The 23,869-nt window shown below is 72.1% G+C and carries 24 protein-coding genes and 1 pseudogene; 13 read left to right on the forward strand and 12 right to left on the reverse strand.

The genetic code is table 11. From position 1 onward, the window contains the following. Positions 1 to 110: 110 nt before the first annotated feature. Both IF19_RS0118715 and IF19_RS0118720 read left to right on the forward strand, forming a co-directional pair. Positions 111 to 710 carry a TetR/AcrR family transcriptional regulator gene (locus IF19_RS0118715; protein WP_030117631.1) on the forward strand — a complete coding sequence of 200 codons (600 nt, stop codon included), beginning with the start codon at positions 111 to 113 and terminating at the stop codon, positions 708 to 710. A 26-nt stretch (positions 711 to 736) separates the two neighbouring features. Continuing rightward, complete coding sequence (locus IF19_RS0118720) at positions 737 to 1,162, forward strand: hypothetical protein (RefSeq protein ID WP_137020479.1); 426 nt, start codon at positions 737 to 739, stop codon at positions 1,160 to 1,162. A gap of 83 nt (positions 1,163 to 1,245) precedes the next feature. On the opposite strand, the gene IF19_RS0118725 is transcribed toward IF19_RS0118720, so the two are convergent. The 4 genes from IF19_RS0118725 to IF19_RS0118740 all read right to left on the reverse strand — a co-directional run bounded on the left by IF19_RS0118725 (position 1,246) and on the right by IF19_RS0118740 (position 4,721). Next, a complete protein-coding gene (locus IF19_RS0118725; protein WP_030117633.1) occupies positions 1,246 to 1,584 on the reverse strand; it encodes a hypothetical protein in 339 nt (112 codons plus the stop codon). 190 nt (positions 1,585 to 1,774) lie between these two features. Next, a complete protein-coding gene (locus IF19_RS0118730) occupies positions 1,775 to 2,290 on the reverse strand; it encodes a GerMN domain-containing protein (protein ID WP_030117634.1) in 516 nt (171 codons plus the stop codon). Then, the gene (locus IF19_RS0118735) at positions 2,287 to 3,840 is read right to left on the reverse strand and encodes a sensor histidine kinase (protein WP_030277981.1); all 1,554 of its coding nucleotides are present in this window, start codon (positions 3,838 to 3,840) and stop codon (positions 2,287 to 2,289) included. The genes IF19_RS0118730 and IF19_RS0118735 overlap by 4 nt, the downstream gene beginning before the upstream one ends. Before the next feature lie 116 nt (positions 3,841 to 3,956). Beyond that, positions 3,957 to 4,721 (reverse strand): response regulator transcription factor, encoded by a 765-nt coding sequence (locus IF19_RS0118740; protein WP_030117637.1) that lies wholly within the window; start codon positions 4,719 to 4,721, stop codon positions 3,957 to 3,959. Positions 4,722 to 4,856: 135 nt separating this feature from the next. Here IF19_RS0118740 and IF19_RS0118745 point away from each other — a divergent pair, with 135 nt between their 5' ends. From IF19_RS0118745 to IF19_RS0118760, 4 genes are all read left to right on the forward strand, one after another. Next, the gene (locus IF19_RS0118745; protein ID WP_030117638.1) at positions 4,857 to 5,519 is read left to right on the forward strand and encodes a hypothetical protein; all 663 of its coding nucleotides are present in this window, start codon (positions 4,857 to 4,859) and stop codon (positions 5,517 to 5,519) included. Then, a complete protein-coding gene (locus IF19_RS0118750) occupies positions 5,516 to 6,589 on the forward strand; it encodes a peptidoglycan-binding protein (RefSeq protein ID WP_030277983.1) in 1,074 nt (357 codons plus the stop codon). Before IF19_RS0118745 ends, IF19_RS0118750 begins: the two co-directional genes overlap by 4 nt. A 236-nt stretch (positions 6,590 to 6,825) precedes the next feature. Next, entirely contained in the window at positions 6,826 to 7,680 is an 855-nt protein-coding gene (locus IF19_RS01000000134820; RefSeq protein WP_169749619.1) for an ABC transporter ATP-binding protein, read from the forward strand. Further along, the gene (locus IF19_RS0118760) at positions 7,677 to 8,870 is read left to right on the forward strand and encodes an ABC transporter permease (protein ID WP_030117641.1); all 1,194 of its coding nucleotides are present in this window, start codon (positions 7,677 to 7,679) and stop codon (positions 8,868 to 8,870) included. The genes IF19_RS01000000134820 and IF19_RS0118760 overlap by 4 nt, the downstream gene beginning before the upstream one ends. A gap of 112 nt (positions 8,871 to 8,982) precedes the next feature. Here the strand turns inward: IF19_RS0118760 and IF19_RS1000000138685 are convergent, their stop codons facing one another. After that, positions 8,983 to 9,888 (reverse strand): CPBP family intramembrane glutamic endopeptidase, encoded by a 906-nt coding sequence (locus tag IF19_RS1000000138685; RefSeq protein WP_030117642.1) that lies wholly within the window; start codon positions 9,886 to 9,888, stop codon positions 8,983 to 8,985. A gap of 482 nt (positions 9,889 to 10,370) precedes the next feature. Here IF19_RS1000000138685 and IF19_RS01000000134825 point away from each other — a divergent pair, with 482 nt between their 5' ends. Next, positions 10,371 to 10,814 carry a hypothetical protein gene (locus IF19_RS01000000134825; RefSeq protein ID WP_032748710.1) on the forward strand — a complete coding sequence of 148 codons (444 nt, stop codon included), beginning with the start codon at positions 10,371 to 10,373 and terminating at the stop codon, positions 10,812 to 10,814. Here IF19_RS01000000134825 and IF19_RS0118775 read toward each other — a convergent pair. From IF19_RS0118775 to IF19_RS0118795, 5 genes are all read right to left on the reverse strand, one after another. Then, entirely contained in the window at positions 10,738 to 11,223 is a 486-nt protein-coding gene (locus IF19_RS0118775; RefSeq protein ID WP_030117643.1) for a WapI family immunity protein, read from the reverse strand. The genes IF19_RS01000000134825 and IF19_RS0118775 overlap by 77 nt on opposite strands. A gap of 133 nt (positions 11,224 to 11,356) precedes the next feature. Then, positions 11,357 to 11,779, reverse strand: coding sequence for a peptidoglycan-binding domain-containing protein (locus tag IF19_RS0118780; RefSeq protein ID WP_050493955.1), 423 nt, complete (start codon positions 11,777 to 11,779; stop codon positions 11,357 to 11,359). A gap of 684 nt (positions 11,780 to 12,463) precedes the next feature. Further along, the gene (locus IF19_RS0118785) at positions 12,464 to 13,009 is read right to left on the reverse strand and encodes an NUDIX domain-containing protein (RefSeq protein ID WP_030117645.1); all 546 of its coding nucleotides are present in this window, start codon (positions 13,007 to 13,009) and stop codon (positions 12,464 to 12,466) included. Positions 13,010 to 13,151: 142 nt separating this feature from the next. Continuing rightward, positions 13,152 to 14,372 (reverse strand): hypothetical protein, encoded by a 1,221-nt coding sequence (locus tag IF19_RS0118790; RefSeq protein WP_030117646.1) that lies wholly within the window; start codon positions 14,370 to 14,372, stop codon positions 13,152 to 13,154. A gap of 219 nt (positions 14,373 to 14,591) precedes the next feature. After that, a complete protein-coding gene (locus IF19_RS0118795; protein ID WP_030117647.1) occupies positions 14,592 to 14,867 on the reverse strand; it encodes a hypothetical protein in 276 nt (91 codons plus the stop codon). A gap of 352 nt (positions 14,868 to 15,219) precedes the next feature. Between IF19_RS0118795 and IF19_RS0118805 the strand changes: the two genes are divergently transcribed. After that, a complete protein-coding gene (locus IF19_RS0118805) occupies positions 15,220 to 15,498 on the forward strand; it encodes a type II toxin-antitoxin system Phd/YefM family antitoxin (RefSeq protein ID WP_030117648.1) in 279 nt (92 codons plus the stop codon). Positions 15,499 to 15,501: 3 nt separating this feature from the next. Then, entirely contained in the window at positions 15,502 to 15,780 is a 279-nt protein-coding gene (locus tag IF19_RS0118810; RefSeq protein WP_030117649.1) for a type II toxin-antitoxin system RelE family toxin, read from the forward strand. A 7-nt stretch (positions 15,781 to 15,787) separates the two neighbouring features. On the opposite strand, the gene IF19_RS0118815 is transcribed toward IF19_RS0118810, so the two are convergent. Then, complete coding sequence (locus tag IF19_RS0118815; RefSeq protein WP_030277984.1) at positions 15,788 to 17,386, reverse strand: helix-turn-helix domain-containing protein; 1,599 nt, start codon at positions 17,384 to 17,386, stop codon at positions 15,788 to 15,790. 536 nt (positions 17,387 to 17,922) lie between these two features. Between IF19_RS0118815 and IF19_RS0118820 the strand changes: the two genes are divergently transcribed. From IF19_RS0118820 to IF19_RS1000000138815, 3 genes and pseudogenes are all read left to right on the forward strand, one after another. Further along, the gene (locus tag IF19_RS0118820) at positions 17,923 to 18,639 is read left to right on the forward strand and encodes a DUF4232 domain-containing protein (protein ID WP_030117651.1); all 717 of its coding nucleotides are present in this window, start codon (positions 17,923 to 17,925) and stop codon (positions 18,637 to 18,639) included. Positions 18,640 to 18,804: 165 nt separating this feature from the next. Then, positions 18,805 to 19,584: pseudogene (locus tag IF19_RS0118825) on the forward strand (helix-turn-helix domain-containing protein); the annotation flags it as partial. A gap of 6 nt (positions 19,585 to 19,590) precedes the next feature. Next, complete coding sequence (locus tag IF19_RS1000000138815) at positions 19,591 to 19,893, forward strand: DUF397 domain-containing protein (RefSeq protein WP_169749620.1); 303 nt, start codon at positions 19,591 to 19,593, stop codon at positions 19,891 to 19,893. A 43-nt stretch (positions 19,894 to 19,936) separates the two neighbouring features. On the opposite strand, the gene IF19_RS0118830 is transcribed toward IF19_RS1000000138815, so the two are convergent. Beyond that, positions 19,937 to 20,506, reverse strand: coding sequence for a dihydrofolate reductase family protein (locus IF19_RS0118830; RefSeq protein ID WP_030117653.1), 570 nt, complete (start codon positions 20,504 to 20,506; stop codon positions 19,937 to 19,939). 720 nt (positions 20,507 to 21,226) lie between these two features. On the opposite strand from IF19_RS0118830, the gene IF19_RS0118835 reads away from it, so the two are divergent. Then, positions 21,227 to 23,869: DUF6531 domain-containing protein (locus IF19_RS0118835; protein ID WP_032748712.1), on the forward strand; the 2,643-nt coding region annotated here is incomplete at its 3' end.

Here is a 23,869-nt window from a genome sequence, read left to right on the forward strand (position 1 = left end):
ATCCCGACCACTCGGTAAGTGTTGGTCGGTACGGACGCGGGTCCGGGTTGCTGACCTGTGAGAATCTGGGCGGAACGAGAGAGGCGTCCGATGACAGCGGGTGAATGCGCGTGACCCCGGAGACCCGGCGCGGCTATGCCAAGGGCCGGGCCAGGCGGACCGAGATCCTCGACCAGGCGATGGCCCTCTTCGGCGAGGCCGGCTACCGGGGCGCGTCGCTCCGCGTGATCGCCACGCGGTGCGGCATCTCCCACCCGGGCCTCCTGCACCACTTCCCGACGAAGGAGGCGCTGCTCCTCGCCGTCCTCCAGCGCCGCGACGACGTGGACGACGCGTGGCTGGCGCCGAGCGTGACCCGGGGCGTCGAGCATCTGCGGCGGCTGACCGACCTCGCGGAGCTGAACGCGCAGCGGCGCGGGATCGTCGAGCTGTTCTCGGTGGTCGCGGCGGAGGCCACCTCCCCCGACCACCCGGCGCACGCGTACTTCGAGAACCGCTACCGCACGTCGGTCGCCAACACCGAACGCGCCTACGCCGAGGCCCGCGAGGACGGCGCGCTGCGCCCGGACACCGACCCGGCGACCGCCGCACAGCAGCTCATCGCCCTGATGGACGGCCTCCAGATCCAGTGGCTGATCAGCGACTGCGCGACGGACATGGCGGGCGTGCTGCGGGCCCACATCCGGGCCCAGTTGACCGTGGAGTTCTGACCGCGGAAGGGCGGTGTGATGTGCCGGTGCTGTTGACGGGGGCCCTGCTGCTGCTCAGCGGAGCGGCGGCGGTGGCCTGCGCCGTGGTGATCGCCCTCCTGGGGAGGGCGCGGCCCCGCCCCACGGCCAGGATCCTCGCGGCCGCCGCCGGGCTCCTCGGCTGCCTCGCCGCGGCCGTGTACTGCGGCGGCCGGCTCTCCGTGACCCTGGGCGGCCCGTTCCCCGCGCTGTGCGAGGACGTCAATCTGTCCGGCGCACCGCTGGAGGGGCTGCGGCAGGAGTACTGGCCCCTGCGCAACGCCTGTCTCTACGCGGACGGTTCGTCCGTGGAGCATCTGCCCCCGTCGGTCAACGTGTTCGTGCTGGGGGCGGCCGTTCTCGCCGCCGCCACGGCCTGCGCCGCCGTGTTCGTGAGTCGGCGGACACGAAGCGCTCTCGTCCGGGCCGCGTAGCCGCCGGCCGGCCGGAGGGCACCCTGACCGTCCCCGCCTGCGTCCCCGCTCCCCGTCCCCCCGTCCCGTGGCTCCGGACGCGCTCAGCCGAAGGCGATGAGCAGGCCGTACGGGGCGAGGGTCAGTGCCGCCGCGAGCGTCCAGTAGGTGGAGGCGGACGCCCCGGCGGACAGCCGGTCGCGTATCCACAGGTTGAGCAGGGCCCAGACGATGCCGAAGACGCCCACCACCGGTACGGCGATGATCAGCCCCGGGAGGATCCCGTCGTTCTCGGTCGGCTCTCTCTGCGTCCAACCCAGGTCTGCCAATGGGTAGTTGGACAGCAGGTACCAGATCAGGAACAGCGGCACCACGGCGGGTATCCCGAGCAGCAGATTGGCCGCCACCGGGACGGAGGACTTCCACAGCCGAGCTCGCTCCACGCTTCCCCCAGGTCCGATCGGCCCGGTCCGGCGCGCCGGGCCCGTCACCGCAGCCTTTCACGGGCCCGCCACCCGCTTCCCGGTGGTCCGGGAACACGGCCGCCCGCCCGCACGCCTCAGCGGTCCGGGAAGGCGGACGCCGGCCCGCCTCCCCCAGCGGTTCGGGCACACGCACACACGCCCATCGCCCTCAGCGGTCCAGGTACTCCGCGCAGCGCAACGGCCCCAGCACCGGCCCCTCTCCCGGGCGGATGGTCACCTCCACGTCGTCCGCCCGGACCTCCGCCTCCCGTACGGACTGGAAACTGGCGAGGGTGCAGACCAGTTGGCCCGTCGCCTGGTCGCGGGCCTGCGCCCAGTACGGGCCCGTCAGCTCCACCGTGACGCGCGGTCCGTCGCCGGTCACGGTGTAGCCGCTGGGGGCATGGAGCAGGGTGGTCAGCCCCTGGCGGCGCTCGGCGACCGTGGGCCCCTGCGCCAGCAGCTTCATCACCGCTTCCAGCTCGTCGCCCTCGCGGTCGAGCAGGGGCACGGCCCGGAGTCCGGTGTCGGACGCGTAGTAGAGCCGCTTCCCGCGCGTCAGCCCGGAGGCGGGTTCGCCCGCGTCGAGCACCCCGGTCGGCCGTACCCCGACCCCGCAGCCGGCGAGCGGGGCCAGGACGGCCGCCAGCGCGGTGAGGGCCAGGACGCCTCCGCGCCACCTCATTCCTCGCCCTCCCCGTCCGTACGCCGCAGGGGCAGCACCAGCGTGAACGCCGCTCCTCCGCCCGGCCGTTGCGCCTCGACCTCGATCGTTCCGCCGTGCAGCCGGGCGTTCTCCAGCGCGATGGCCATCCCGAGGCCGCTGCCCTGCCCGCCGTCCAGCCCCGCACCCGGACCGGGGCCGCCGTCCGGCGCGGCGGGGCCGGTGGCCGTGGCGGTGGCTGTAGCAGTGGTAGTGGCAGTAGCGGCGGTGGTCCGCGTGCGCGCCTCGTCCGCCTTGTAGAACCGGTCGAAGACCCGCTCCCGGGCCTCCGGCGGCAGCCCCGGCCCCCGGTCCGCGACCTCCAGCACCACCCGGTCACCCCCTTCCCCGACCCCGGGCGCACCCCCGCCCCCGACCGCCGCCAGGGTGACCGTCACCGGCGGGGCCCCGTGCCGCAGCGCGTTGCCCACCAGGTTCGCCACGATGACGTCGACGCGCCGCCGGTCGACCACGGCCCGCACCCCCTCGGGCAGGTCGAGCGCCACCCGGTCCGTCCACCCGCGCGGCGCCAGCGACGCCCGTACGGTGTCGGCGAGGTCGGTCTCCGAGGCGTTGAGCCGGGCCGCCCCGGCGTCGAAGCGGGAGATCTCCATCAGGTCCTCGACCAGCCGGGACAGCCGGGCCGTCTCCGCGCCGACCGTACGGGCCGCCCGCGCGGCGTCCGGCGGGAGCTGGCCCGCGTCCTCTTCCAGGACCGTCGCCACCATCGCCATCGCCGCGAGAGGCGTGCGCAGTTCGTGCGACACGTCCGCCACGAACCGCCGCGCCTTCGCCTCCTGCGCCCTCAACTCCGCGTCGGAAGACTGGAGAGCACCGGCCGTCTCGTTGAACGTCCGCGCCAAGTCGGCCAGTTCGTCATGGCCGCGGACCGCGACCCGGCTGCCCAGATCGCCCGCGGCCAGCTCACGGGTGGCGCGGCCCAACTTCCGTACCGGCCGCAGGACCGTCCCGGCGGCCAGCAGCGCCAGCAGCGCCGCGACCGCCACCACGGGCACGATCCCCTCTTGGACGGAGTCCAACAGGGCTTCCGTGTCGTCGCGTTCGGCCCGCAGGTCGGTGATGGCGAACACCTCCAGTCCCGAGGTACGCCGGTCCCCGTCCGCGTACGTGACCGGCGTGCCGACCACCAGATACGGCTCCCCCCGCCACTCCACCCGCTGGAACCGCGTGCCGTCCCCCGCCCTTACGGCCGCCCGCAGCTCGGCGGTGATCCGGCCCTCCGTGTTCGCGTACGTGTCGGAGACCGCCGTCAGGTCCTGGTGCCGGGCGACGACGATGCGCGCGCCCAGCCCCTCGGAGACCTCCGCCGCGAACCGGGACAGCGACCGCTGGTCGGGCGGCATGTCGAACCCCGCCGCCACGGTGGCCACCCGCTCGCGGAGGTCGTCCACCGCGGTGTTCTGGGTGCGCTGGAGGACGGCGGTGCGGGCGTCCCGGTAGGCGAGGGCGGTCGCCGTCACCGCGCTGAGGAGGGCGACCAGGACGAAGGTGACGACGAGCCGGACCCGCAGCCCGCCGACGAAGCGCCGAGGACCGCCGAACCTGCGGCGCCCGGTGGAAGCGCGGGCCCCGGTAAGCGGCCGGGCGCCCGTGGACCGCCGGGCCCCGCGCCCCGGGGAGCGGCGCTTCACAGCGGTCCGAAGCGGTAGCCGAAGCCGCGCACGGTCTGGACGTACCGGGGCCGGGCCGGTACGTCCTCGATCTTGGCGCGCAGCCGGCCCACCGCCGCGTCCACCAGCCGCGAATCGCCCAGGAACGTGTGGTCCCACACCGACGCGAGAAGGTGCTCCCGGGTGAGGACCCGCCCCGGCGCGGCCGACAGCTCCAGCAGGACCCGGAGTTCCGTGGGCGGCAGGGCTATGGACGTGCCGTGCTTGGTGACGGTGAGCCCCGCCCGGTCGATCACCAGTCCGCCGTGCTCGCTGCGGTCCCCGTGATCGGGCCGCCCGGCCCCCGCACCCGTACCCGTACCCGCCGAACCGGACGCACCGACTCCGACTCCGGCTCCGGCCCCCGCCGGCTCCGCGCGGCGCAGGGCGGCCCGGATGCGGGCCTCCAGGACGGGCGCGGTGACCGGCTTGACCACGTAGTCGTCGGCTCCCGCCTCCAGCCCGGTCACGATGTCCTCGTCGTCGCCGCGCGCGGTCAGCATGATGATCGGCAGCGTCACCGTACGGGCCCGGATGCGGCGGCACACCTCGAAGCCGTCCATGCCGGGGAGCATCAGGTCCAGCACGGCCAGTTCGACCGCCGCACCCCGCTCCCCGGCGAGCAGCGCGAGGGCCTCCTCGCCGGTGGCGGCGGTCTCCACGCCGTACCCGTGCCGGCGCAGCACGAGCTCCATCCCGTCCCGTACGGACGCGTCGTCCTCGATGAGCAGCACCTGCGGCATGGGCCCGATTATGCGCATGCGCCGCGCCTCTCCGTCTCCCCCTCCCGGGGCCTCGGGCGCAGGTCGGGGGCATTGTTACGTTCCCATCATGTGCCCATGCACGGGCCATCACGCACGGCCGCCAGCGTGGGACCCATGAGCTTCCCCACCCCTTCCGCCGGGCTCCGCCTGGCCGCCTTCGTGGCCGTGCCCGTACTCGCCCTCACCGTCGCCTGCGGGGGCGGCGACGGCACCGGCACCCGAGGCCACGGTGCGATCGCCGACGCCCCGTCCGCAAAAACCGATCCGTCCCGGTCCGCAGAGCCTTCTTCCACCGAGAACGGAACGGACGGCCCCCCGAGCGCGCAGCCCTCCGGCAAGAGCGCCTTCTACGACGCCCAGGTCGCGTTCGTCCGCTGCATGCGCGCCGAGGGCGGCTATCCGGAGTTCCCCGACCCCAAGCTCAGCGGCCACCTCGACTGGGCCAAGGTCAACGAACTCGGCTCCCAGCCCGGCCGCAACCACGGCATCAAGGCCGGGAAGAACAACGTCTGCGTACCCGAACTCCAGGCGTCCATGGCGCTCGAACCGAAGCGCGACCAGCAGAAGTCCTACGAATCGATGCTCGCGCACGCCCAGTGCATGCGGGACAACGGCATCAGCCGGTTCACCAACCCGGTGATGTCCGGCGGCAACGCGATCCCCGGCGGCGACCCGAACCCGGGCTCCCCGGTCATCGACCCCGAGTCGCCCGCCTACAAGCAGGCCCGCGAGGCGTGCGAGTCGAAGCTCCTCGACGGACTGGACGGGATGCAGTGAAACGCTCCACCACCGCCCTCGTCGCGCTGGGCGCGGTGACCGCCGCCGTCACCGGGGGCGTCCTGCTCCTCGGCGTCGGCGGCGGGGCGGGCGCGGCCGGCCCCGACGACGGCCTGCCGCCCGCCACCGCCACCATCGTCCGCACCGACCTCGTGCTCTCCAAGACCGTCGACGGCCGGATCGACTTCGCCCAGCGCCGCGCTGTCAAGGCCCCCGTGGAGGGCACGGTCACGGTCGCGGCCGCCGAGGGGACGACCGTGCGGAGGGGGCAGGCCCTGTACGAGCTGAACGACAAGCCGGTCACGCTGCTCTACGGCCCGGTCCCGGCCTTCCGCGAGATGAAGGTGGGCGCCCGGGGCAGCGACGTACTCCAACTGGAGCGCAATCTGCGCGACTTGGGTTACGGAGCCGGGCTGTACGTCGACACGGAGTACGGCTCCGACACCGAGGCCGCCGTCAAGCGGTGGCAGAAGCAGCTCAACCGCGAGACCACCGGCCGGGTCGGCCGGGGCGACGTCGTCTTCCAGCCCGGCGAGGTCACGGTGGTCGCCGCCGACGCGGCCCTCGCCGACCAGGTCGGCCCGGACGCGCCCGTCCTGACGGTCGCCTCCACCAAACCGGTCGTACGGGCGCGGCTGGAGCAGACGGACGGGGCGCTCACCGCACGCGGCACGAAGGTCGAGGTGACCCTGCCCAGCGGGAAGACCCGGCCCGGGAAGGTCGCCGGGACGGTGCGCCCGGAGGCGGAGGAGGGCGTCGAGGGCGGCGGCCAGGACGGGATCACCGTGGAGGTCGTCCTCGACGGCGGCTCCCGGGCGGTGTCCGGCGAGGACGCCGAGGCGACGGCGAGCGTCAGGTTCGTCAGCGAGGCGCGCGAGGGGGTCCTCGCGGTGCCGGTCGAGGCGGTGGTGGCCCTGCGCGGCGAGAACGGCGGGTACGGGCTCCAGGTCGTGAGGGGCCGGACGTCCGAGATGGTCCGCGTGGAGACGGGCATGACGGCGGACGGGCGGATCGAGGTCAGCGGGGCCGGGCTGCGCGTGGGCATGAAGGTGGGGGTGGCGAAGCCGTGAGCCTCCCGAACCCCGTGGGCCGCCCGAGCCCCCCGGGCCGCCCGGCCTCCGTGGGGCTCCCGAACCCGGGCCGTCCGACCCCTGCGGGCCCGCCCTGGGCTGCGGCGGGGCTCCCGGCCTCTGCGGGCCTCCCTGACCCTCTGGGCCATCCTGACCCCGTGGGCCGTCCGAGCCCCCCGGACCTCCCGGACCTCCCGAACCCCCCGGGCCCGCCCTGGGCTGCGGCGGGCCCGGCCGTGGTCGAACTGCGCGACGCCTCCAAGTCCTACCCCGGCGGCGTCCACGCCCTGCGCTCGGTGAACCTCACCGTCCACGCGGGCGAACTCCTCGCCGTGGTGGGCCCGTCCGGCTCCGGCAAGTCCACGATGCTCAACGTCATGGGCACCCTGGACCGGCCCACCACGGGGACGGTCCGGGTCGCCGGGTACGACGTGTCCGCGCTCTCCGACGCCCGGCTCTCCGCGCTGCGCGCCCGCCACATCGGCTTCGTGTTCCAGCACTTCCACCTGGCGGCGGGCCGCGACGCGGTGGACAACGTCGCGGACGGCCTGCTGTACACGGGGACCGGCCTGCGGGAGCGGCGCGAGCGGGCCCGCGAGGCGCTGGCCCGGGTGGGCCTGGGCCACCGGACCTCGCACACCCCGAACGAACTGTCCGGCGGCGAGAAGCAGCGCGTCGCCATCGCCCGCGCCCTGGTCGGCGAGCCGAGCCTGCTGCTGGCGGACGAGCCGACCGGGGCCCTGGACACCGCGTCCGGCACCGTCGTCATGGAGCTGCTGCACGAGCTGAACGCGGCCGGCACCACGGTCTGCGTGATCACCCACGACCAGCAGATAGCGGCCTCGCTGCCGCGCCGGGTCCGCTTCCGGGACGGCGAGGTGGTCGCGGACGAACACGCCCCGATACGCGGCGAGTTCCGGACCCGGGCCCGTACGGACGAGGGCTCCCGGGCCGGTACGGACGACGGAGCCCTTGTCGGTACGGACGAGGACTCCCCGCCCGGTACGTACGGGGGCTCCCCGGCCCGTACGAAGACGGCTCCCCCGGTCCGTACGGCCGAGGGCACCCGCCGTACAGGGGAGGGCGCATGACCCGCACCCTCAAGCCCGCCCGGCTCTCCGCCCGGGACGTCCTGCGGGTCGGCGCGATCGGTCTGCGGGCGCGCCGGGCCCGGGTGGTGCTCTCGGCGCTCGGCATCGCGATCGGCATCGCGACGATGGTCGCGGTGGTCGGGCTGTCCGAGTCGAGCCGGGCGGACCTGATGTCGCGGCTCGACCGCCTCGGCACCAACCTCCTCACCGCCGAGGCGGGCGACACCCCGCTCGGCGGCACGGTCCCGCTGCCGAAGAACGCGGTGGCGATGGTCGAGCGGATCGGCCCGGTGCTCCACGCCACGGCGACCGCCGAGGTCGACGCCCGTATCCGCCGCAGCGACGTCGTCCCCGAGGAGCGCACCGCCGGGGTCACCGCCCAGGCGGCCCGCACCGATCTGCTCTCCACGCTCGGCGGCGAGGTCGCCCGGGGCACCTGGCTGACGCCGGCCGGGGAACGGCTGCCGACGGCCGTCCTGGGCGCGGTGGCGGCGGACCGGCTCGGCATCACCCGCCCCGGCGAGACGATCATGATGAACGATGTCCGGGTGGCCGTCGTCGGCATCCTCGAACCCGTCGAGCTGGTCCCGACCCTGGACCGGGTGGCGCTGGTCGGCTTCCCGGCGGCGGAGCGCTACTTCGGCTCCGACGGCCGCCCCACCACCGTCTTCGAGCGGTCCACGGACGCGTCGGTGGAGGACGTACGGGCGGTGCTGGCGCGTACGGTCAACCCCGGCAACGAGGCGTCCGTCCGGGTCTCGCGCCCCTCGGACGCGCTGGCGGCACGGGCGGCGGCCGACAAGGGGCTGACCACCCTGATGCTCGGACTTGGCGCGGTGGCCCTCCTGGTCGGCGGGGTGGGCGTGGCCAACACGATGGTCATCTCCGTACTGGAGCGCCGCCAGGAGATCGGCCTGCGCCGCTCGCTGGGGGCGACGCGCAACGCGATCCGGCTCCAGTTCCTCACCGAGTCGCTGCTGCTCTCCGCGCTGGGCGGGGCCTCGGGCGCACTGCTGGGCGCGGCGGCGACGTACGGCTTCGCGCGGGTGCAGGGGTGGACGGCGGTGATCCCGCCCTGGTCCCTGGCGGGCGGCCTGGCCGCGACCCTGCTGATCGGGGTGGTCGCGGGCCTCTACCCGGCGATCCGCGCCGCCCGCCTGCACCCGACGGTGGCGCTGAACGCGGCATGAGCGTCGGCGCGGCCACGGGAGGCGGCCACGCCGACGCGGTTACAGCAGTGCGGCCGCGGCGGCGCGGTCACGGCAGTTCGGCCACGGCGGCGCGGCCACGGCGCGGCAGCCCTCAGGGGCTGACCCGCTCGACGCCGCGCCGCTCCGCGAGCTTCGCCACGACCAGGCAGTACAGCGGGGCGAAGACGAGTTCCAGGACCAGCGCCTGCCAGGGGGCGTCGGCGGCGGTGCTGCTGTCGTCGAGTGCGCCGAAGCCGGCCGAGAGGCCGAAGGCCAGCAGGTTGTTGGCGGTGTGCAGGACAATCACCGCCTCCAGGCCCCCGGTACGGATCACCAGCCAGCCCCACCACATGGCGGAGTAGAAGAGCAGGAGGAAGCCGGAGATTTCGCCGAACCCGTGGGCGAGGGCGAAGAGCAGGGACGCCACGACGATCGCGGGCCACGGCGACCGCACCGCCCGGCCGATCACCTGGACCAGCCAGCCCCGGAAGACGTACTCCTCGGCGGCGGCCTGGAACGGGACGAGGGCCAGGATCACCGCCATGCTCAGCAGGAAGTAGGGCCAGCCCGGGAAGCCGCCGTCCCCCGACGCCGAGAGCGGCTCCGAGTCCCACGTCCAGGCGATCAGCAGCCCGATCTGCACGATCATCAGCGGGAAGCCCACGGCGGCGCACCACCCGAGCCAGCGCCAGCGCAGCCGCCCGACAACGGACGACAGGGTCCCGGCCGGGCGGCGGCCGAGGAGCCGGGCGACGCCCATGACGATGGGTATGCCGATCGCGATGCCGAGGAGGCTGAACACCAGGTCGGCGACCGGGTCCTCGAAGAAGAGATCGCTGTCGGCCGACGCGGGCCCCGCGTCCATCACCGCGGCGACGATCATGCCGATCACGCTGACGGCCAGGACGCCCACCACGACCAGCGGCAGGGCGACCGCCAGCTCGCCCAGCCACCCGAACCGCCCGCCCTGCCCGTTGCGCCCCTGCTGGTCGTAGCGGGAGCCCGAGGGCGCGCGCACCGGCCCGGACGGCGGGGCACTCCACTGCTGGGACCCGCCCCACTGCTGGGGCCCGCCCCACTGGGGCTGCCCGCCCCACTGCGGAGGCGCTCCCCACTGCGGCGGCGCGTTCTCCTGCGGAGGCGGAGGCCCGTTCCATCCCTGCCAGGCCCCCGGGGGCGGCGGAAGCGGCGGCCCTCCGGCGTGCGGCACCCCTCCGGCCTGCGGCGACTCGGCCGGGCCCGACGGCGGGGCCCAGGGCGACGGGGGCTGCTTCGAGGGCTGGTTCGGGGGCTGGTCCGGGGGCTGGTTCGGGGGCTGGTTCGGCGGGACGTCAGAAGGCGGGTTCACACCAGCGATCTTCGGCTGCCGTCCGGGCACGGGTCAACGCAGTGGTGACCGGGCCGCAGGAGGTATGGCTTTGGCCGCCACGGCTATCCTCTCCGCCGGACCGCCCGACCGCCCACGCGGCGACTCGACGACACGGAGGGGAGTGCCGACCGGTGAAGGAGACGAGCGTGGTCGCGGAGCTCGGCGACGACTGGTGCGACGTGACGGCGGACCGGGCCGAGGACTGCGACCTCGACCACCTGGCCCTGGCAGCCGAACTCAGCACCGAGGTGCACCCCGCGCATCCGTTCTTCGGGACCGCGCTGGAGGTGATCGCCCACCGGCTGTCCAACGACGACGTGCTCTGCCGCCACCGCACCACCCCCTCCCGCTACTCGATCCTCCACCTCACGTGGTCACACCGCGAGGAGATCGGCGGCTGCCCCACGATCGACGCGGACGGGGAATGGCGGGACATCGTCGCCTACGAGAACGCCGTCGACGCGGCCCTCGGCGGGTCGGCCCCCAACGGGACGGACCTCAGCGGGGCGGGAAGGAAGCCAGAGCGAGGTCCCACCGGTCAGCCGCGTGAAGAAGCGCCCCGGCGTCCGTCGTGATCTCCACGGCGTACTGGTAGATGTCGGCCCCGTCGTCGTCCCGCTGCCACGGCGGCGCCGCCTCCAAGGACAGGTGAACGCGGATCGTCACGGCCCCGCCCTCCCCGCGGCCGGCGAGGCCGAACGCCACGACCGGCTCGATGAACCACGTGTCCGGCCACAGCCTGCCCTCGTCGTCGGGCCCGGTGACGGCCACCGTCCCCGCGGCCACCGCGCGCAGCCACGCGGACACCCGTCGGGCCTCGTCGGTGAGCAGACACGGATCGGTGAAGGACCAGCTTCCCTCGGGCGTCGTCACCGTGCCGGAGACGTCGAGCCAGTTGTCGTCGTACGTCTCGCCCCGGACGGTGGCGAACTGATAGCGCACCGGGCGGAGGCCGACACTGCTGGAGGAATCGTTCAGGAGCACCGGCCCAGGGTGCCACGCGCCGCCCCGGCCGGTCCCACGGACGGCCGCCCGCGTTCCTCGACGTACGTTCCACCGCCTGCGGCCCCCGTCCCCACCACCCGGGTGGCAGGCCGGGGGCCGCAGGCAGGGACCACTACTTGCGCAACTGCCGCCACGTGGAGGGCCCGACGATGCCGTCCGCTCCGATTCCGCGAGCGCGCTGGAACGCGGTGACCGCGTTCTTGGTCGCGGGGCCGAACTGCCCGTCGACCGTCAGGCTGTAGCCGTGGTAGATCGCCAGGCACTGGATCTCCCGGACCCGGTCGCCGGATTCGCCCTGCCTGATCACGACGTTCCACGCCCAGCTGTAGTCCGCGGTCAGCCCCGCGTAGTCCACGCCGTTCTTCCAGCGGACGGAACACGTGGCCTGCGCCGAGACCGCCGAAGCGTCCCGCTCCGCCTCCGTCGAGGCCGCCGCCGTGCCCGGGCCGGCCAGCACGGTTCCGAGGGCGAGGGCGGAGCAGAGAGCTGCACCGGTGATCGCGCCACGGAACCGCGTCGAGGACCGCATGCTCATGTTTTCTCCTTGATGGGTGCGGTGTGCCATGAGTCAGCCCGAGTCCGCCCGAATCAGCCTGACGCGGCGAACCCTGACACGGCGAGGAAGCGCCCGCCAGAAGCCCCGCTCCCTTTCCGGACAGACCGGAACCGCCCGGCAATCGCCTTACCCGTACGCCGATGACGATGGCGAACCCGGCGGGCACCGCAGAGGGAAACCCACCCACGGCACCGCGTCCCGCGCAGCGTGCCGGGCACATCGGGCGGGGATGGACCGGTGGCGCCTCCGCAGTACCCGGCGACGGAAGAACGCACCCTCCAGGCCGAAAACGCTTGACCGTCTCCACGAGCGACGACGCCCAACGCGGCCCGAACTGACCGCCCCGGCACCGTACGCCGGCGAGGCGCAGCCCGACCACGTCATGCGCAAGCGGATATCCGCCCCGCCGAACCACCCCCGGACGCGACCCGTAGAGACCCCAACACATGCTCCATCAAGCGCCAGTTGACATCGCATGCTGCGTCGCCCGCTCCTGCCGCAGCGTCCAGGCCGGGCGGTCGATGGCGGCCGACGGGACGGACCGCAGTGGACGTGCGGCGGCGGCGTGGACAAGCAGACCGTCTCAGCGGGCAGGCCCTCAAAGCTCATCCCGGCGCCGCTCCTCTTCGACTCGCATGCCCCACAGGCGGTGACCGCCGTCGGTCACACCCAGGTGTAGTTGTCGTCGGTGACCGCTTCGAGAGCGGCGTCGGTGACGGCGGCGCGCGGATCGGGCAGGGCGGCGAGGGCGGGACCGACGGGCGGAAAAATCGGCAACTCGGCGGCCTCGCGGTAGTCGATCCACTCGATGACGCCGACTTCGTGGCTGCCGTCGGGGAGTTCGTCCAGTTCTACCTCGGCAAGCGTGGCGCGGACCCCGGGCGTGATGTGGAGGCGGTAGATCAGGTGGAGCTTGCGCGGCGGTGGGGTAGGGCCGGGCCGGGTGACGCGCTGGTCGACGACCCACAACAGGTCGCCGCCTTCGGCCTGGTCGATGTCGAGGTCGAGTTCCTCGGCAAGTTCGCGGGCAAGGGCGGCGGCGAGGTCCTCGCCGTGCTCGACGTTGCCGCCGGGCGGGACGTAGTGGGTGGAATCGGCGCGGTCACGGCGGATGAGGGCGACCTCGTCGCCGCAGAACACCAAGGCCCCGGTCCGGATCCCGATCGTGGAGAACGGGGCCGAGGTGGTCGCTTCGGGTGTGCTGGTCATGGCAGCCAGTATCGTGACCGCCCCGGCGGTCCGGGCGGACTTGCGCCTCTTTCGCTCGCCCACCCGGTGCCGATCGCCCGGCACGCCCCCGAAGCCACACTGCAGCCTCGAACAGCACCCACAGCTTCACCACCTCACCGCCTCACCCGCCAACGTCCGGCCCCGGGCCCGCCCCCGCCTGCGCGCCCTCGGCGGCGAAGCGCTCGCGCCAAGGCAGTGGTTCGGGGGCGGGGGCGGCCTCCGTCCGGGCCCGCATGTCCTCCCAGTACGCCCGCTGCTCCTCGCGGTGGCACGGCCCGCAGGTGGTGGCCCACGGCACGTTGGGCCGGAACATGTGCTCCTCGCCCGGCCCCGCACAGGCGATCAGAGCGAGGGGAGAGGAAGGGGGCGACGGCGGTACGGGTTCCGGCTGCTCGGCCGGGGGCGCGGGCAGCTTCTCCACCAGGCGGTGCGCCAGGAACCCCAGGGCCGACCGCACCCCGTCCTTGGGCAGCCCCCTCGTGAGCGCCGCCCGGAGGTCCCCGGGGCTGACACCGCGCCGCAGCCACTCGGCGGCGAGCCCGGCCAGCGTACGGGCCTCCCGTACGCCGAGCAGGAGCTCACGCCTCTCGTGCCGCAGCGACAGCAACACCCGCTCGGCGGCGAGGACTTCCGCCGAGCCCGAAGGCGCAGCCGCAGCCGATCCCAGAGCCGCAGCCGAGTCCTGAGCCGAACCCAAGCCCGGCACCGGCACCGGCACCGATGCCGACCCCGGTACCGACTCCGAAGCGGCCGCATCCCCCTCCCCCTCGGCTTCTTCCGCCGCGCCCGCTTCGGTGGGTGGGTGGGAAGTGTCTTCCCCCAAGTCTTCGTCTGCGGGTAATTGACCACCGACGCTCCGACCCGTCGGCTCACCGACCGTCGGAAAGCGCGCACTCGGAGCCGACCAGGCACCCGACGCCGTACGACCCGCATGGCCCGCGTGACCCACCTGGCCCGCGTGACCCGTACGACCCACACGGCCCGCACCCACCACCGCGTACCCGTCAGCGGGAGCACCCGCGTAGAGCCGCGCCGCCTGGTCGGCCGTCAACGGCTCGTTGCTCATCACCTGCACTGTCCGCCACCGTCCCCCGGCGATGCGCTCCCGCCGCTCGTGCACGTACCCGTGCGCGAGGAGTTCGGCCTTGGCCCTCTGGTACGCGCGACCGGTCATCAGGAGACTGCGCGCGTGCTCGCTCAGCGCCTTGTCGCGGTCGCACGCGGGCAACCCCTGGACGTAGAGGACCAGGATCTTCGCGTCACTGCACAGCCGGGGATGACGTACCAGACTGTTGGAACACTTCGTATAGCCGCGAACGGGCGGGATAACATGCGAAAGCATCGCTCGTGGACTCCTGATCCACTAGTGGTGAAGGCCCTCGGAGCGGTGCGCCAAACACCACCGGGGGCCGCCCTGTATGCCTTTCCCGATGCACACACAGAACGTGATGACGCGATCACGATAGCGCAGCGACAGAGGGCGACCCCGCCACCGAACAGACGGCAGCACGACCGTGCGAACTGTCTCGGCCACCCCGCCCACCTGCTGGAACCGACGCGTTCAGCCCCTCCCCAGCACCCGGCGGGCGACCACGTCCGACGGCAGGCAGAGCAGGCGCAGAAGCGGGTGCGTGACGACGAACCAGTGCGCGCTGACCCACCCCTGCCGCTTGTCGATGAGGGGCGGGGCACCGTCGCGGTAGAGGTGGCGGAGGTAGCGGCGACGGATCGGCCGGCCCGCGATCAGCAACACTGGAGAGGCAACGAGGGCACCCGCCCAGAGCAGGACCCTCAGCCCCGCGATCCTGGCCCTTTCAGCACGCGTCGCATAGCGCATGCCCTCAGTGTGCGCGCCGCAACTCCGCACCACCACAAAGGAGTACGACCCCGCCCCGGGCCCCGGGATGTCACTCGGCGAGGAACCAGCCGACCTCCTCGTTCCCGTACCGGTACTCCGGCCGCCCCTTCATCCCGCTGAGCCGGAACGGCTTCCCGTGGTCGTCGATCCGCACCACGCCATGAAGCTCAAGCTCGATCTCACCCCGGCTCAGTCGTGCCCGTGGTTCCGGCCGACGCTGCCACGAACCGCTCCGGTGACAGCGCGACAAGACGGCGATACAAGGAGTAGCGGCACTCTCACTCTCCACTCCAGAACGTGCAACAGATGTACATCTGCTACATTGATCCTCATGAGTGAGCCCGTGACCGAGTCCATGGCAGAGGTACGCAAGCACCTCGCGGACGTCATCGACCGCGCCCGCCGTGACGAGACGCCCACGATCATCACCCGCCGAGGCAAGAGCGAAGCGGTCCTCGTCGACATCGACGAGTATCGGCGTCTGCGCGAAACCGCCGAGCGGTACGAGGACGAATGGCTCAACCGGCTCGCGGACAAAGCGGAGGCCGAAGGAACCAACGGATCGGTATCCCTCGAAGAGATGGCCGCGCTCCTCCGGTCGGCCAACTGACCCATGGGTCACGCCACACGATTCACACCGCACGCGCAGCGGGACCTTCTCAAGATTCCGTTGCCGGAAGCCCGCCGCATCCTCGGCCGCCTGGCGGATCTCCAGAAGGCGCTGGACGCGGAGGATCTTGCCGGATTCGACGTCAAACCGCTCCAGGGCCACGACGCACGCTGGCGTCTCCGCGTGGGCGACTACCGGGCCGTTTACACCGTGGAGGACGGGCGGCTCATCGTCTGGGTGCTGGCCGTCGGCCATCGACGCGAGATCTATCGAGCCTTCTGACGGCGCCCTACTCGGCGAGGAACCAGCCGACCTCCTCGTTCCCGTACCGGTACTCCGGCCGCCCCTTCATCCCACTGAGCCGGAACGGCTTCCCGTGGTCGTCGATCCGCACCACGCCCTCCTTGCCGCCGCTGCTCCACTCCAGCTCCAGGTACCAGGTGACGTCGTAACTCACGGCCTTCATCTCCAGGTTGAAGACCTCCACGTCCTCCGAGGTCACCTTGTACGGGAAGTCCACCGCCGGGACCTCGATGTCCCCCTGCGTCCCCGCCACCGGGCGGAGCGTCGGCTGCCCGGCGTCGAGGTGGGACGCGAACGTCTGAGGCGTGATCCCGCTGCCGCAGCCGTTCCCCATCAGGTACGCCGACCAGGGCAGCGGAGCCTTGCGGGAGAGCACGCGGACGTGCATGCCCTTGAGGACGACCGCATCGCGCGACGTGCCCTGCACGGTGAGCTGGAGCCGCGAGAGCCCGCCCTCGACCCCGCCGTACGCCGCCGCCCAGCCGCGTCGGTCCTGCGGCGGGGGCGGCGGGTCCAGGTTCTCGGGCCCCTGGTTCACCAGGTAGTGCTGGCCGCAGGGCTCCTCCCAGTTGTACGAGGAGATGCTGACGGTCGGCGGAGCCCCGAGGCCCGTACCGCCGCCGCCCCCGGCCCCGGCCCCGTTCCCGCTCCCGTCGCCGTTCTGCGTCTGGCCGCCCCCGGAGGCGGTCGAGGGCGTCCCGGACGGCTTCCCCGACGCGGAGGCACCGGCCGACGGACTCGCCGAACTCGGACTCACCGAGGGGCGCGGCGTGGCCGAAACGGTCCCCTCCGGCGCCCCGGCGAGCCCCCCGCTCCGGTCCTCCACCCGGTCCGCCGCGCTGCCGCCGCCCTCCTTGCCCGAGCCGACGAGATCGACGGCGACGACGGTGGTCGGCACGAGCAGCGCGGCGACCCCGGCGGCCGCGATGAGCACCCGCGTACGCCGGGAGAGCCGCGCCCACCGCGAACGCGCCCCCTCCCCCGGCCGGCCGCCCGCGCCGACCCCGCCGCGCTCGGCCGTGATGTCCGTCCCGAAGTCCTCGTCCCCGGTGTCCGGCTCGTCGCTCCGGTCATGCTCAGCCGCCGCAGGGACCGCAGCAGCAACGGGCGCAGCGGGCTCGGCAGGGGCGGCGGGTTCGACAGCCCGCCCGGCAGGCTCGGCAGACGGGGCGGGCGAGGCAGACGAGGCGGGCCCGGCAGAGTCCACAGGCGAGGCAGGCCCGGCAGACCCGGTAGATCCGGCAGGCGGGGCAGGCTCAACGGACTCAACGCCCCCCGCCGCGCCCTCGACCGCAGCGCCCCCGGCCCCCGCGTCCGGCGCCCCCGCCGGAGGCCGTCGCCTGGCCGCGTCCGCGATGATCCACCGCCGGTGCACCTCCACCAACTCGTCCCCCGACGCCCCGCAGACCCGCGCGAACCGCTCGACGGGAGCGAACTCGTTCGGCACCGCGTCCCCGTTGCAGTACCGGTGCAGCGTCGACGTACTGACGTGCAGCTTTCCCGCGAGCACGCCGTAGCTACGCCCAGAACGAGCCTTCAAATCCTTGAGCAGGGCCGCGAACTCCACGGCCTCCGGCGTCGCCACGACGGCGCTCCCTTTCCTCGTGCGCCCCGGAACGGCGTTCCAGAAGCGCGGAATCCCCGCAGGTCACCGTAGGCGTAGACGCCCCGGCATCCCCAATGGTTCGAAGGGCGTTGCGTCCGGATCCCGCCATCTCGCGGCCCCGTGGCGGACCAGGAACACCTGAACCGGCAGCAGACACCTCTTGCTCCGTACCGCGACCGGAGCACCTCAGGGACTCCGGGACCTCGGGCTCATCCGCTCATTCGACGGCGTTCACCACCCTCCCGCGTCCCAGGACGGCGTTCCAGGGACGCGGCATCTCCGCAGGTCAGCACATGTGCAGGCGTTCCAGCGTCCCCAATGGCCCGCCAGGTGTTGCGGCGGGAATCCGCCGTCCCACAAGCTCGGACCAGACCACAGCAGCACCGCCGCGGACCGGCCGCCCGAGAGGCGCGGCGCGGCGTCGGAGCAGCACCTGCACCGGGTACGCCGAGTCCGTCGCGTACGCCGGGCCATCGAGCACACCGAGTCCATCGAGTACGGGGAGAACCACCGCCATGCGCACCAACCGCTTCCGCACCACCGCCCTCGCCGCCACCGCCCTCGTGGCCGCCCTCTCCCTCACCGCCTGTGGCGGGGACGACGAGGCCATGGGGACCAAGCCGGCCGGCTCCGCGACCGGGACGCCCGCCCCCGCGCCGACGAGCACGGACGACAAGGCCCAGCCGGAGACGCCGGAGGCCGGAAAGCCCGAAACGCAGACCGTCCCCGCCGAGGGCAAGCACGCGGGCGGCAACGGCAACGGCGACAACCAGAGCAAGAAGACCGAGGCCGCGCCGAAGGGCGGGTCCTCGAAGGCGATCCCGACCTGCACGCCCAAGAACTCCCGGGTGAAGGTCTCCTCGGTGAGCCGCCCGATCAACCACCTGCTGCTCACCGTCACCAACACGGGCTCCACCAAGTGCTCGGCGTACTACGCCCCGTTCCTCCGCTTCGACGACGCGCAGGCCGTGTACCCGATCCTGGAGGAGAGCAAGCCGCAGGCGGTCGTCACGCTCTCCCCGGGCGAGGAGGCGTACGCGGGTATCGCGCTCCAGGGCGAGCCGGGCGAGGACGAGCCGGTCGTCAGCGAGAACCTCGGCGTGATCATGGTCGACCAGAACAACCAGTCCAAGGGCGAGTTCACGCTGAAGCTCCCGGCGGACACCGCCACGGACAGCCGGGGCTTCGTCACCTACTGGCAGTCGGACGTCGAGAACGCACTGATGTTCTAGGAAACCCCCGCACGGACACCACCTCGGGCCAGCGCCTGACCTGCTGTAACCCTGCGCGACTCGTACAGATTTCTTGTACGGGTCGCGCAGGCGTGAAGAGGTTTCCGGGGTGGGAGTGGGAACCGTATGCATCCCAGAAAACGACAGCGCAAGAACGCCTCGTCCATGAAACTCGTGGGCAAGCTCGTGGCCCGTTTCCGGCACGAAGCGGGCATGACCCAGGGCCAACTCGCCACGGCGGCCGGGGTCCAGGAGGACACGATCTCCTCCATCGAGCAGGGCAGGCGCTCCCTCGTCCCGGATCTGGCGGACGCCATGGACGACCTGCTCGACACGAAGGGCGCGCTGTCGACGGCGGTCGACAACATGCCGGAGGTCGACCTGATCCCGCTGTGGGCCGAGGACTACATCGACATGGAGCAGGAGGCTCTGGCGCTGTCCTGGTTCGACAACCAGGTCATCCCGGGTCTGCTCCAGACGAAGGCGTATGCGGAGGCCGTGTTCCGCAACAGGATCCCGGTCTACAGCCCGGAGGAGATCGAGACGCACACCGCGACGCGGCTCCAGCGTCAGCACATCCTGCACCGCAAGAAGCCGCCGACCACGAGCATCGTGATCTGGGAACCGGTCCTGATGATGCGGCTGACGTCGGAGGAGGAGCACCGGAAGCAGCTCCGCCACCTGTACAAGATGGCCCAACTCCCGGGCGTCTGCTTGCAAGTGCTCCCGCTGGAGAGCTTGTCCCACGCGGGACTCAACGGCCCCTTTACTCTCCTGGAGACTCCGGACCATCAGCGCGTCGCCTACACCGAGACCCAGCGCGGCAGCCAACTGATCACCGACCCGAATGACGTCAGCATCCTCACCCAGAAATATGCGATGCTGCGAGCCCAGGCACTGACTCCGGAAAAGACCCTGCGCCTGCTGGCCCGTTTACTGGGAGAGAAGACCATGAGCACCGGACTGAACTGGTTCAAGTCGAGTTACAGCGGCGACGAGGGCGGGCAATGCCTGGAAGTCGCGTACGACTGGCGGAAGTCGAGCTACAGCGGCAGCGACGGCGGGCAGTGCCTTGAGGTCGCCTACAACTGGAAGAAGTCGAGCCACAGCGGCGACGAGGGCGGGGCCTGCGTCGAGGTCGCCGCGCATCCCGCCGCCGTCCACATCCGTGACTCCAAGGACGTCGAGGGCCCGACGTTCAGCGTCGCGCCCTCCGCCTGGTCGGCCTTCGCCGCCTACGCGGCCACCGCCTGAAAGCGCGCAGCACGCGGCGTACGCGCACGACGCGCCGTACGCCTCACGACGCCCGGACCGTCTCGTAACGGAGCAGTACGACTCCGTTCCCGAAGGTCCGGGTCTCGATCAGCCGGAGCATCTGCCGCTCCTCCGCGTCCCGGAAGAAGGGGCGGCCCCGGCCGAGGATGACGGGGTGGAGGTAGATCCGGTACTCGTCGATCAGGTCGTGCCGCCGGAACGACTCCAGCAGGCCCGCGCCGCCGACCACCAGGTCCCCCGACGCGGCCTCGCGCAGCTCCCGCACCTGCTCGGGATCGACTTCGTGCAGCAGGGTCGCGTTCGGCCCCACGCTCTCCAGCGTGCGCGAGAACACGAACTTCGGCATCTCCCGCCAGATCCCGGCGAACTCGGCCATCGGCCCCTCGTTGGCCGGGTCCTCATCGGCGGTCGGCCAGAACTCCTCCATCAACTCGTAGGTGACGCGCCCCTCGACGAAGCCGCCCATCGTGCGCAGGTAGTCGTTGAAGTGCTGGTGCAGTTCCTCGTCGACGGTGTGCCAGTCGATGTCCTGGTCGGGTCCTTCGAAGAATCCGTCGAGGGAGAGCGAGATGGACGTGACGATCCTGTTCACGGCGGCTCCTGCCGGATCGGCCCGGTCACCGGCGACGACCGGGCAGCGCACGACGGGCGGCGGTGGGCGGGCAACGGGTGACGCAACGGCCCCTGACGATACGCCGCCGGTGACCGATACCCCCGGAAATGAAGGGGCTCGCGCCAGGGCGTCGCCGTAAGAGAGGCAAGCGGCAGGAAGCGCGAAGTCCCCGGCCGGTCACCAGCGGTTGCGGCACGTGCGAAGCCCATCGCCGCCACGTGCGGCCAGAACATCAGCACGATGGCCGCCCGGGCCGGACGGCCTCTTCCCGTGTCGCCGGCCGGTGCGTCCCAGCCCGGCATCCGCGTGCTCACCGAGCACGCGGAACGCTCGGCATTCCTCCGGCCTCCTCGTGAGTTCGCGGCGAGAGGCCCCGACGGAGGCAGGTGCTTTTCGGCCCCGTTTCGTTGACGTCGAAACAGTTACCATAAGGCAAGGTACGGCGGCCCCGAAAGGCAACTACGGAGGAATCGGGCGAGAAAGATGGCTTGCACTGGCCCGTTTACCCGTTTGCGACCGCATAAGCGTTCGCGTCGTGTGAAGGACCCGTGGCAGCGTGTGCGGCTCCGGTGAGCGCGGCGCTCACCGCGTCTACGTATCCCGTGGGGGGATCACATGGATTCGCGTGCTTCCGGCACGCCGTTTCGGCGTGCCCGTACATCCCGCACTTCCCGAAGAGGCGCCCTGACAGCGGCCCTGGTGGTGGCCGCGCTGGGGGCTTCCGCGCTGCCGGCGCTGGCCGCGCCGGGTGATGACCCGGCTCCGGCGGCGGTCTCGGCCTGGGGCAGGAAGGCCGATCGGCAGTCCATACCTCCGGTCAAGGTCGGCGCCACCAAGCCGCCGGCCAGCAGGGCGGCGTCCGCTCCGTCGGCGGCGGAGGCCGCCTGGCAGGCGGAGCAGAGGAAGCGGGCCGAGCAGGGCGACGAGGCAGCGTCACCCGCGGCACGTTCGTCGGCCGGCGTTCGCAGTTGGGTACCGCGCGGGCAGGGTGCGGTTCCCTGGCACCAGATCTCCGACATCAGGGTCACCGACTCGCTGGTGGCCCGGGTCAACCTGTCGAACGGCAACCTGATGCTCGCCGCCACCGACTTCGAGGTCGCCGGCGTGGGCCAGAAGCTGCGGCTGGCCCGTACCTACAACTCGCTGGACGCCCCGTGGGGCAAGGTGTCACAGCGGTGGTGGCAGGAGTACGAGCGCTACCTCGACCTCTACGCGAACGAAGTGGTGCTCTTCGACGCCACCGGGGACGCGGCGTCGTTCACGAAGAAGGCGGACGGCACCTTCACCACACCGAAGGGCTACTCCAAGGACCTGGCGAAGAACGTGGACGGCACGTACACGCTGACCGACCGCAAGTCCGGCACCAAGGACACCTACGACCAGTACGGCACGCTGACGAAGGTCACCGACCGCAACAAGGGCGCCATCACCGTCACGCAGCACGACGAGGGCGACGAGCACAAGGGATTCAAGCTGGCCGAGAGCCGCTCGGGCCGCTGGGTGGACCTCGTCAAGACGTACCCGAACCAGTGGCAGGCCAAGGACCACACCGGCCGCACCGCCGTCTTCGACCTCAACGCTGCGGGAGACCTGGCGAAGACGACCGACACCGAGGGCAAGGCGACCGTCTTCGGCTACGACTCCTCCCGCCGCCTCACGAAGATCACCACCCCCAAGGGGCGGGTCACCGTCTTCACCTACGACGCCGAGAACCGGGTCACCTCGATGCTCCGGGCCACCGAGCTCAACGGCTCCGGCCACACCGGCCCGACCTGGACCTACGCCTACTCCGCCGCCTCGTACAACGCCGCCGGCACCACCACGGTCACCGACCCCGAGACCAACGCGACGAAGTACGAGCACGACGCGGACGGGCAGGTGGAGAAGGTCACCGACGCCCTCGAACAGACCCGGTCCAAGAAGTACGACGCGAACCGGAACGTGGAGCAGGCCACCGACGCCATGGGCACCGGTGGCGCGGGCGGCAACGTCACCACGTACGGCTGGGACTCCCGCAACAACCCGACCGGCTCCACGCTCCCGACCGGGGCCAGCGCGACGGTGACGGGATATCAGACGATCGCGGGCGCGGACCTGCCGGGAACGCTGACAACGGCGGACGACGAGAAGACCGACTACACCTACGACACGGCGGGCAACACCAAGTCCGTCGCCGTCCAGGGCACGGGCGGGGGAAACCAGTCCTTCGACTACAACCCCGCGACCCCCACCTGCGGCGGCTTCGAGGGCCAGGTCTGCAAGGTCACCACGAAGATGACGGCGTCGAAGTCGGTCGCCACCACCTTCACCTACGACGCCAAGGGCAACCTGAAGACGGTCGAGGCCCCGGCCCCGCTGGGCACGACCACCTACACCTACGACGACCTGGGCAGGGTCTCCTCGGCGAAGGACGCCCGCGGCATCACCATCACCTACGCCTACGACCACCGCGACCGGGTGAAGAAGGTCGACTCCTCCAACTATCAGACCGTCACCTACGAGTACGACGGCGACGGCAACCTCACCCAGCGCTCCGACGGCACCGGCGTCATCAAGTACGACTTCGACCCGCTCTCCCGCGAGACGGTCCGCACCCTCCAGAACGGCTCGCAGACCGTCCTGGCGTACACCCCGGCGGGCAATGTCGACACCTATCAGGACCCCGCCGGCCTGACCGACTACACCTGGAACAAGGTCAACAAGCTCAAGGAGCTGAAGGACCCCAAGGGCAAGACCACCACGTACGCGTACGACAAGAACGACGTGCGGACCACGACTACGTACCCCGGCAACACCGTGCAGACGGTCACGCCGGACAAGTCCGGCCGTCCGGAGAAGATCAAGGCCACCAGCCCGAAGGGCACCCTGGTCGACCTGGCCTACACCTACGCCCGCCAGGACGGCAAGGACGGCGGCAAGATCCGCAGCACGACGGACGCGGTCGCGGGGACGAAGACGAGCTACGAGTACGACAGCGCGGGCCGCTTCTCCTACGCGGCGGAGAACAAGGGCTCGACCCTCAACTCCTCCTGGCAGTACTGCTACGACCTCGCCGGGAACCTCACCTCCCAGGGCGTGGACAAGGGCTGCCCGCGCGGCACCACCTACACCGTGAACGACGCCCAGCAGATCACCGCGAAGGACGGCTCCACCACGAACTGGTCCTACGACCGGATCGGCAACGAGACCGCCGCCGCCTCCACCCCCGAGTCCACCCGCACCGGCATCACCTGGTCCGACCACTCGCAGATGACGTCGATCACCACCGGCGGGAAGACGTACGCGGGCCAGTACGGCTCCACCGACCAGTCCGAGCGCATCAAGCTCGGCGACACGTTCTTC

Origin of the sequence: Streptomyces californicus (genome assembly GCF_000717645.1) — a bacterium.
Lineage (GTDB): Bacteria > Actinomycetota > Actinomycetes > Streptomycetales > Streptomycetaceae > Streptomyces > Streptomyces californicus.

Coding starts and splice junctions, on each gene's coding strand:
- IF19_RS0118810 (WP_030117649.1), top strand. CDS start 15,502: ATGGGTCACGCCACACGATTCACACCGCACGCGCAGCGGGACCTTCTC.
- IF19_RS0118780 (WP_050493955.1), bottom strand. CDS start 11,779: ATGAGCATGCGGTCCTCGACGCGGTTCCGTGGCGCGATCACCGGTGCA.
- IF19_RS0118790 (WP_030117646.1), bottom strand. CDS start 14,372: ATGCTTTCGCATGTTATCCCGCCCGTTCGCGGCTATACGAAGTGTTCC.
- IF19_RS0118760 (WP_030117641.1), top strand. CDS start 7,677: ATGACCCGCACCCTCAAGCCCGCCCGGCTCTCCGCCCGGGACGTCCTG.
- IF19_RS0118795 (WP_030117647.1), bottom strand. CDS start 14,867: ATGCGCTATGCGACGCGTGCTGAAAGGGCCAGGATCGCGGGGCTGAGG.
- IF19_RS0118805 (WP_030117648.1), top strand. CDS start 15,220: ATGAGTGAGCCCGTGACCGAGTCCATGGCAGAGGTACGCAAGCACCTC.
- IF19_RS0118745 (WP_030117638.1), top strand. CDS start 4,857: ATGAGCTTCCCCACCCCTTCCGCCGGGCTCCGCCTGGCCGCCTTCGTG.
- IF19_RS0118820 (WP_030117651.1), top strand. CDS start 17,923: ATGCGCACCAACCGCTTCCGCACCACCGCCCTCGCCGCCACCGCCCTC.
- IF19_RS0118740 (WP_030117637.1), bottom strand. CDS start 4,721: ATGCCGCAGGTGCTGCTCATCGAGGACGACGCGTCCGTACGGGACGGG.
- IF19_RS0118730 (WP_030117634.1), bottom strand. CDS start 2,290: ATGAGGTGGCGCGGAGGCGTCCTGGCCCTCACCGCGCTGGCGGCCGTC.
- IF19_RS1000000138815 (WP_169749620.1), top strand. CDS start 19,591: ATGAGCACCGGACTGAACTGGTTCAAGTCGAGTTACAGCGGCGACGAG.
- IF19_RS0118785 (WP_030117645.1), bottom strand. CDS start 13,009: ATGACCAGCACACCCGAAGCGACCACCTCGGCCCCGTTCTCCACGATC.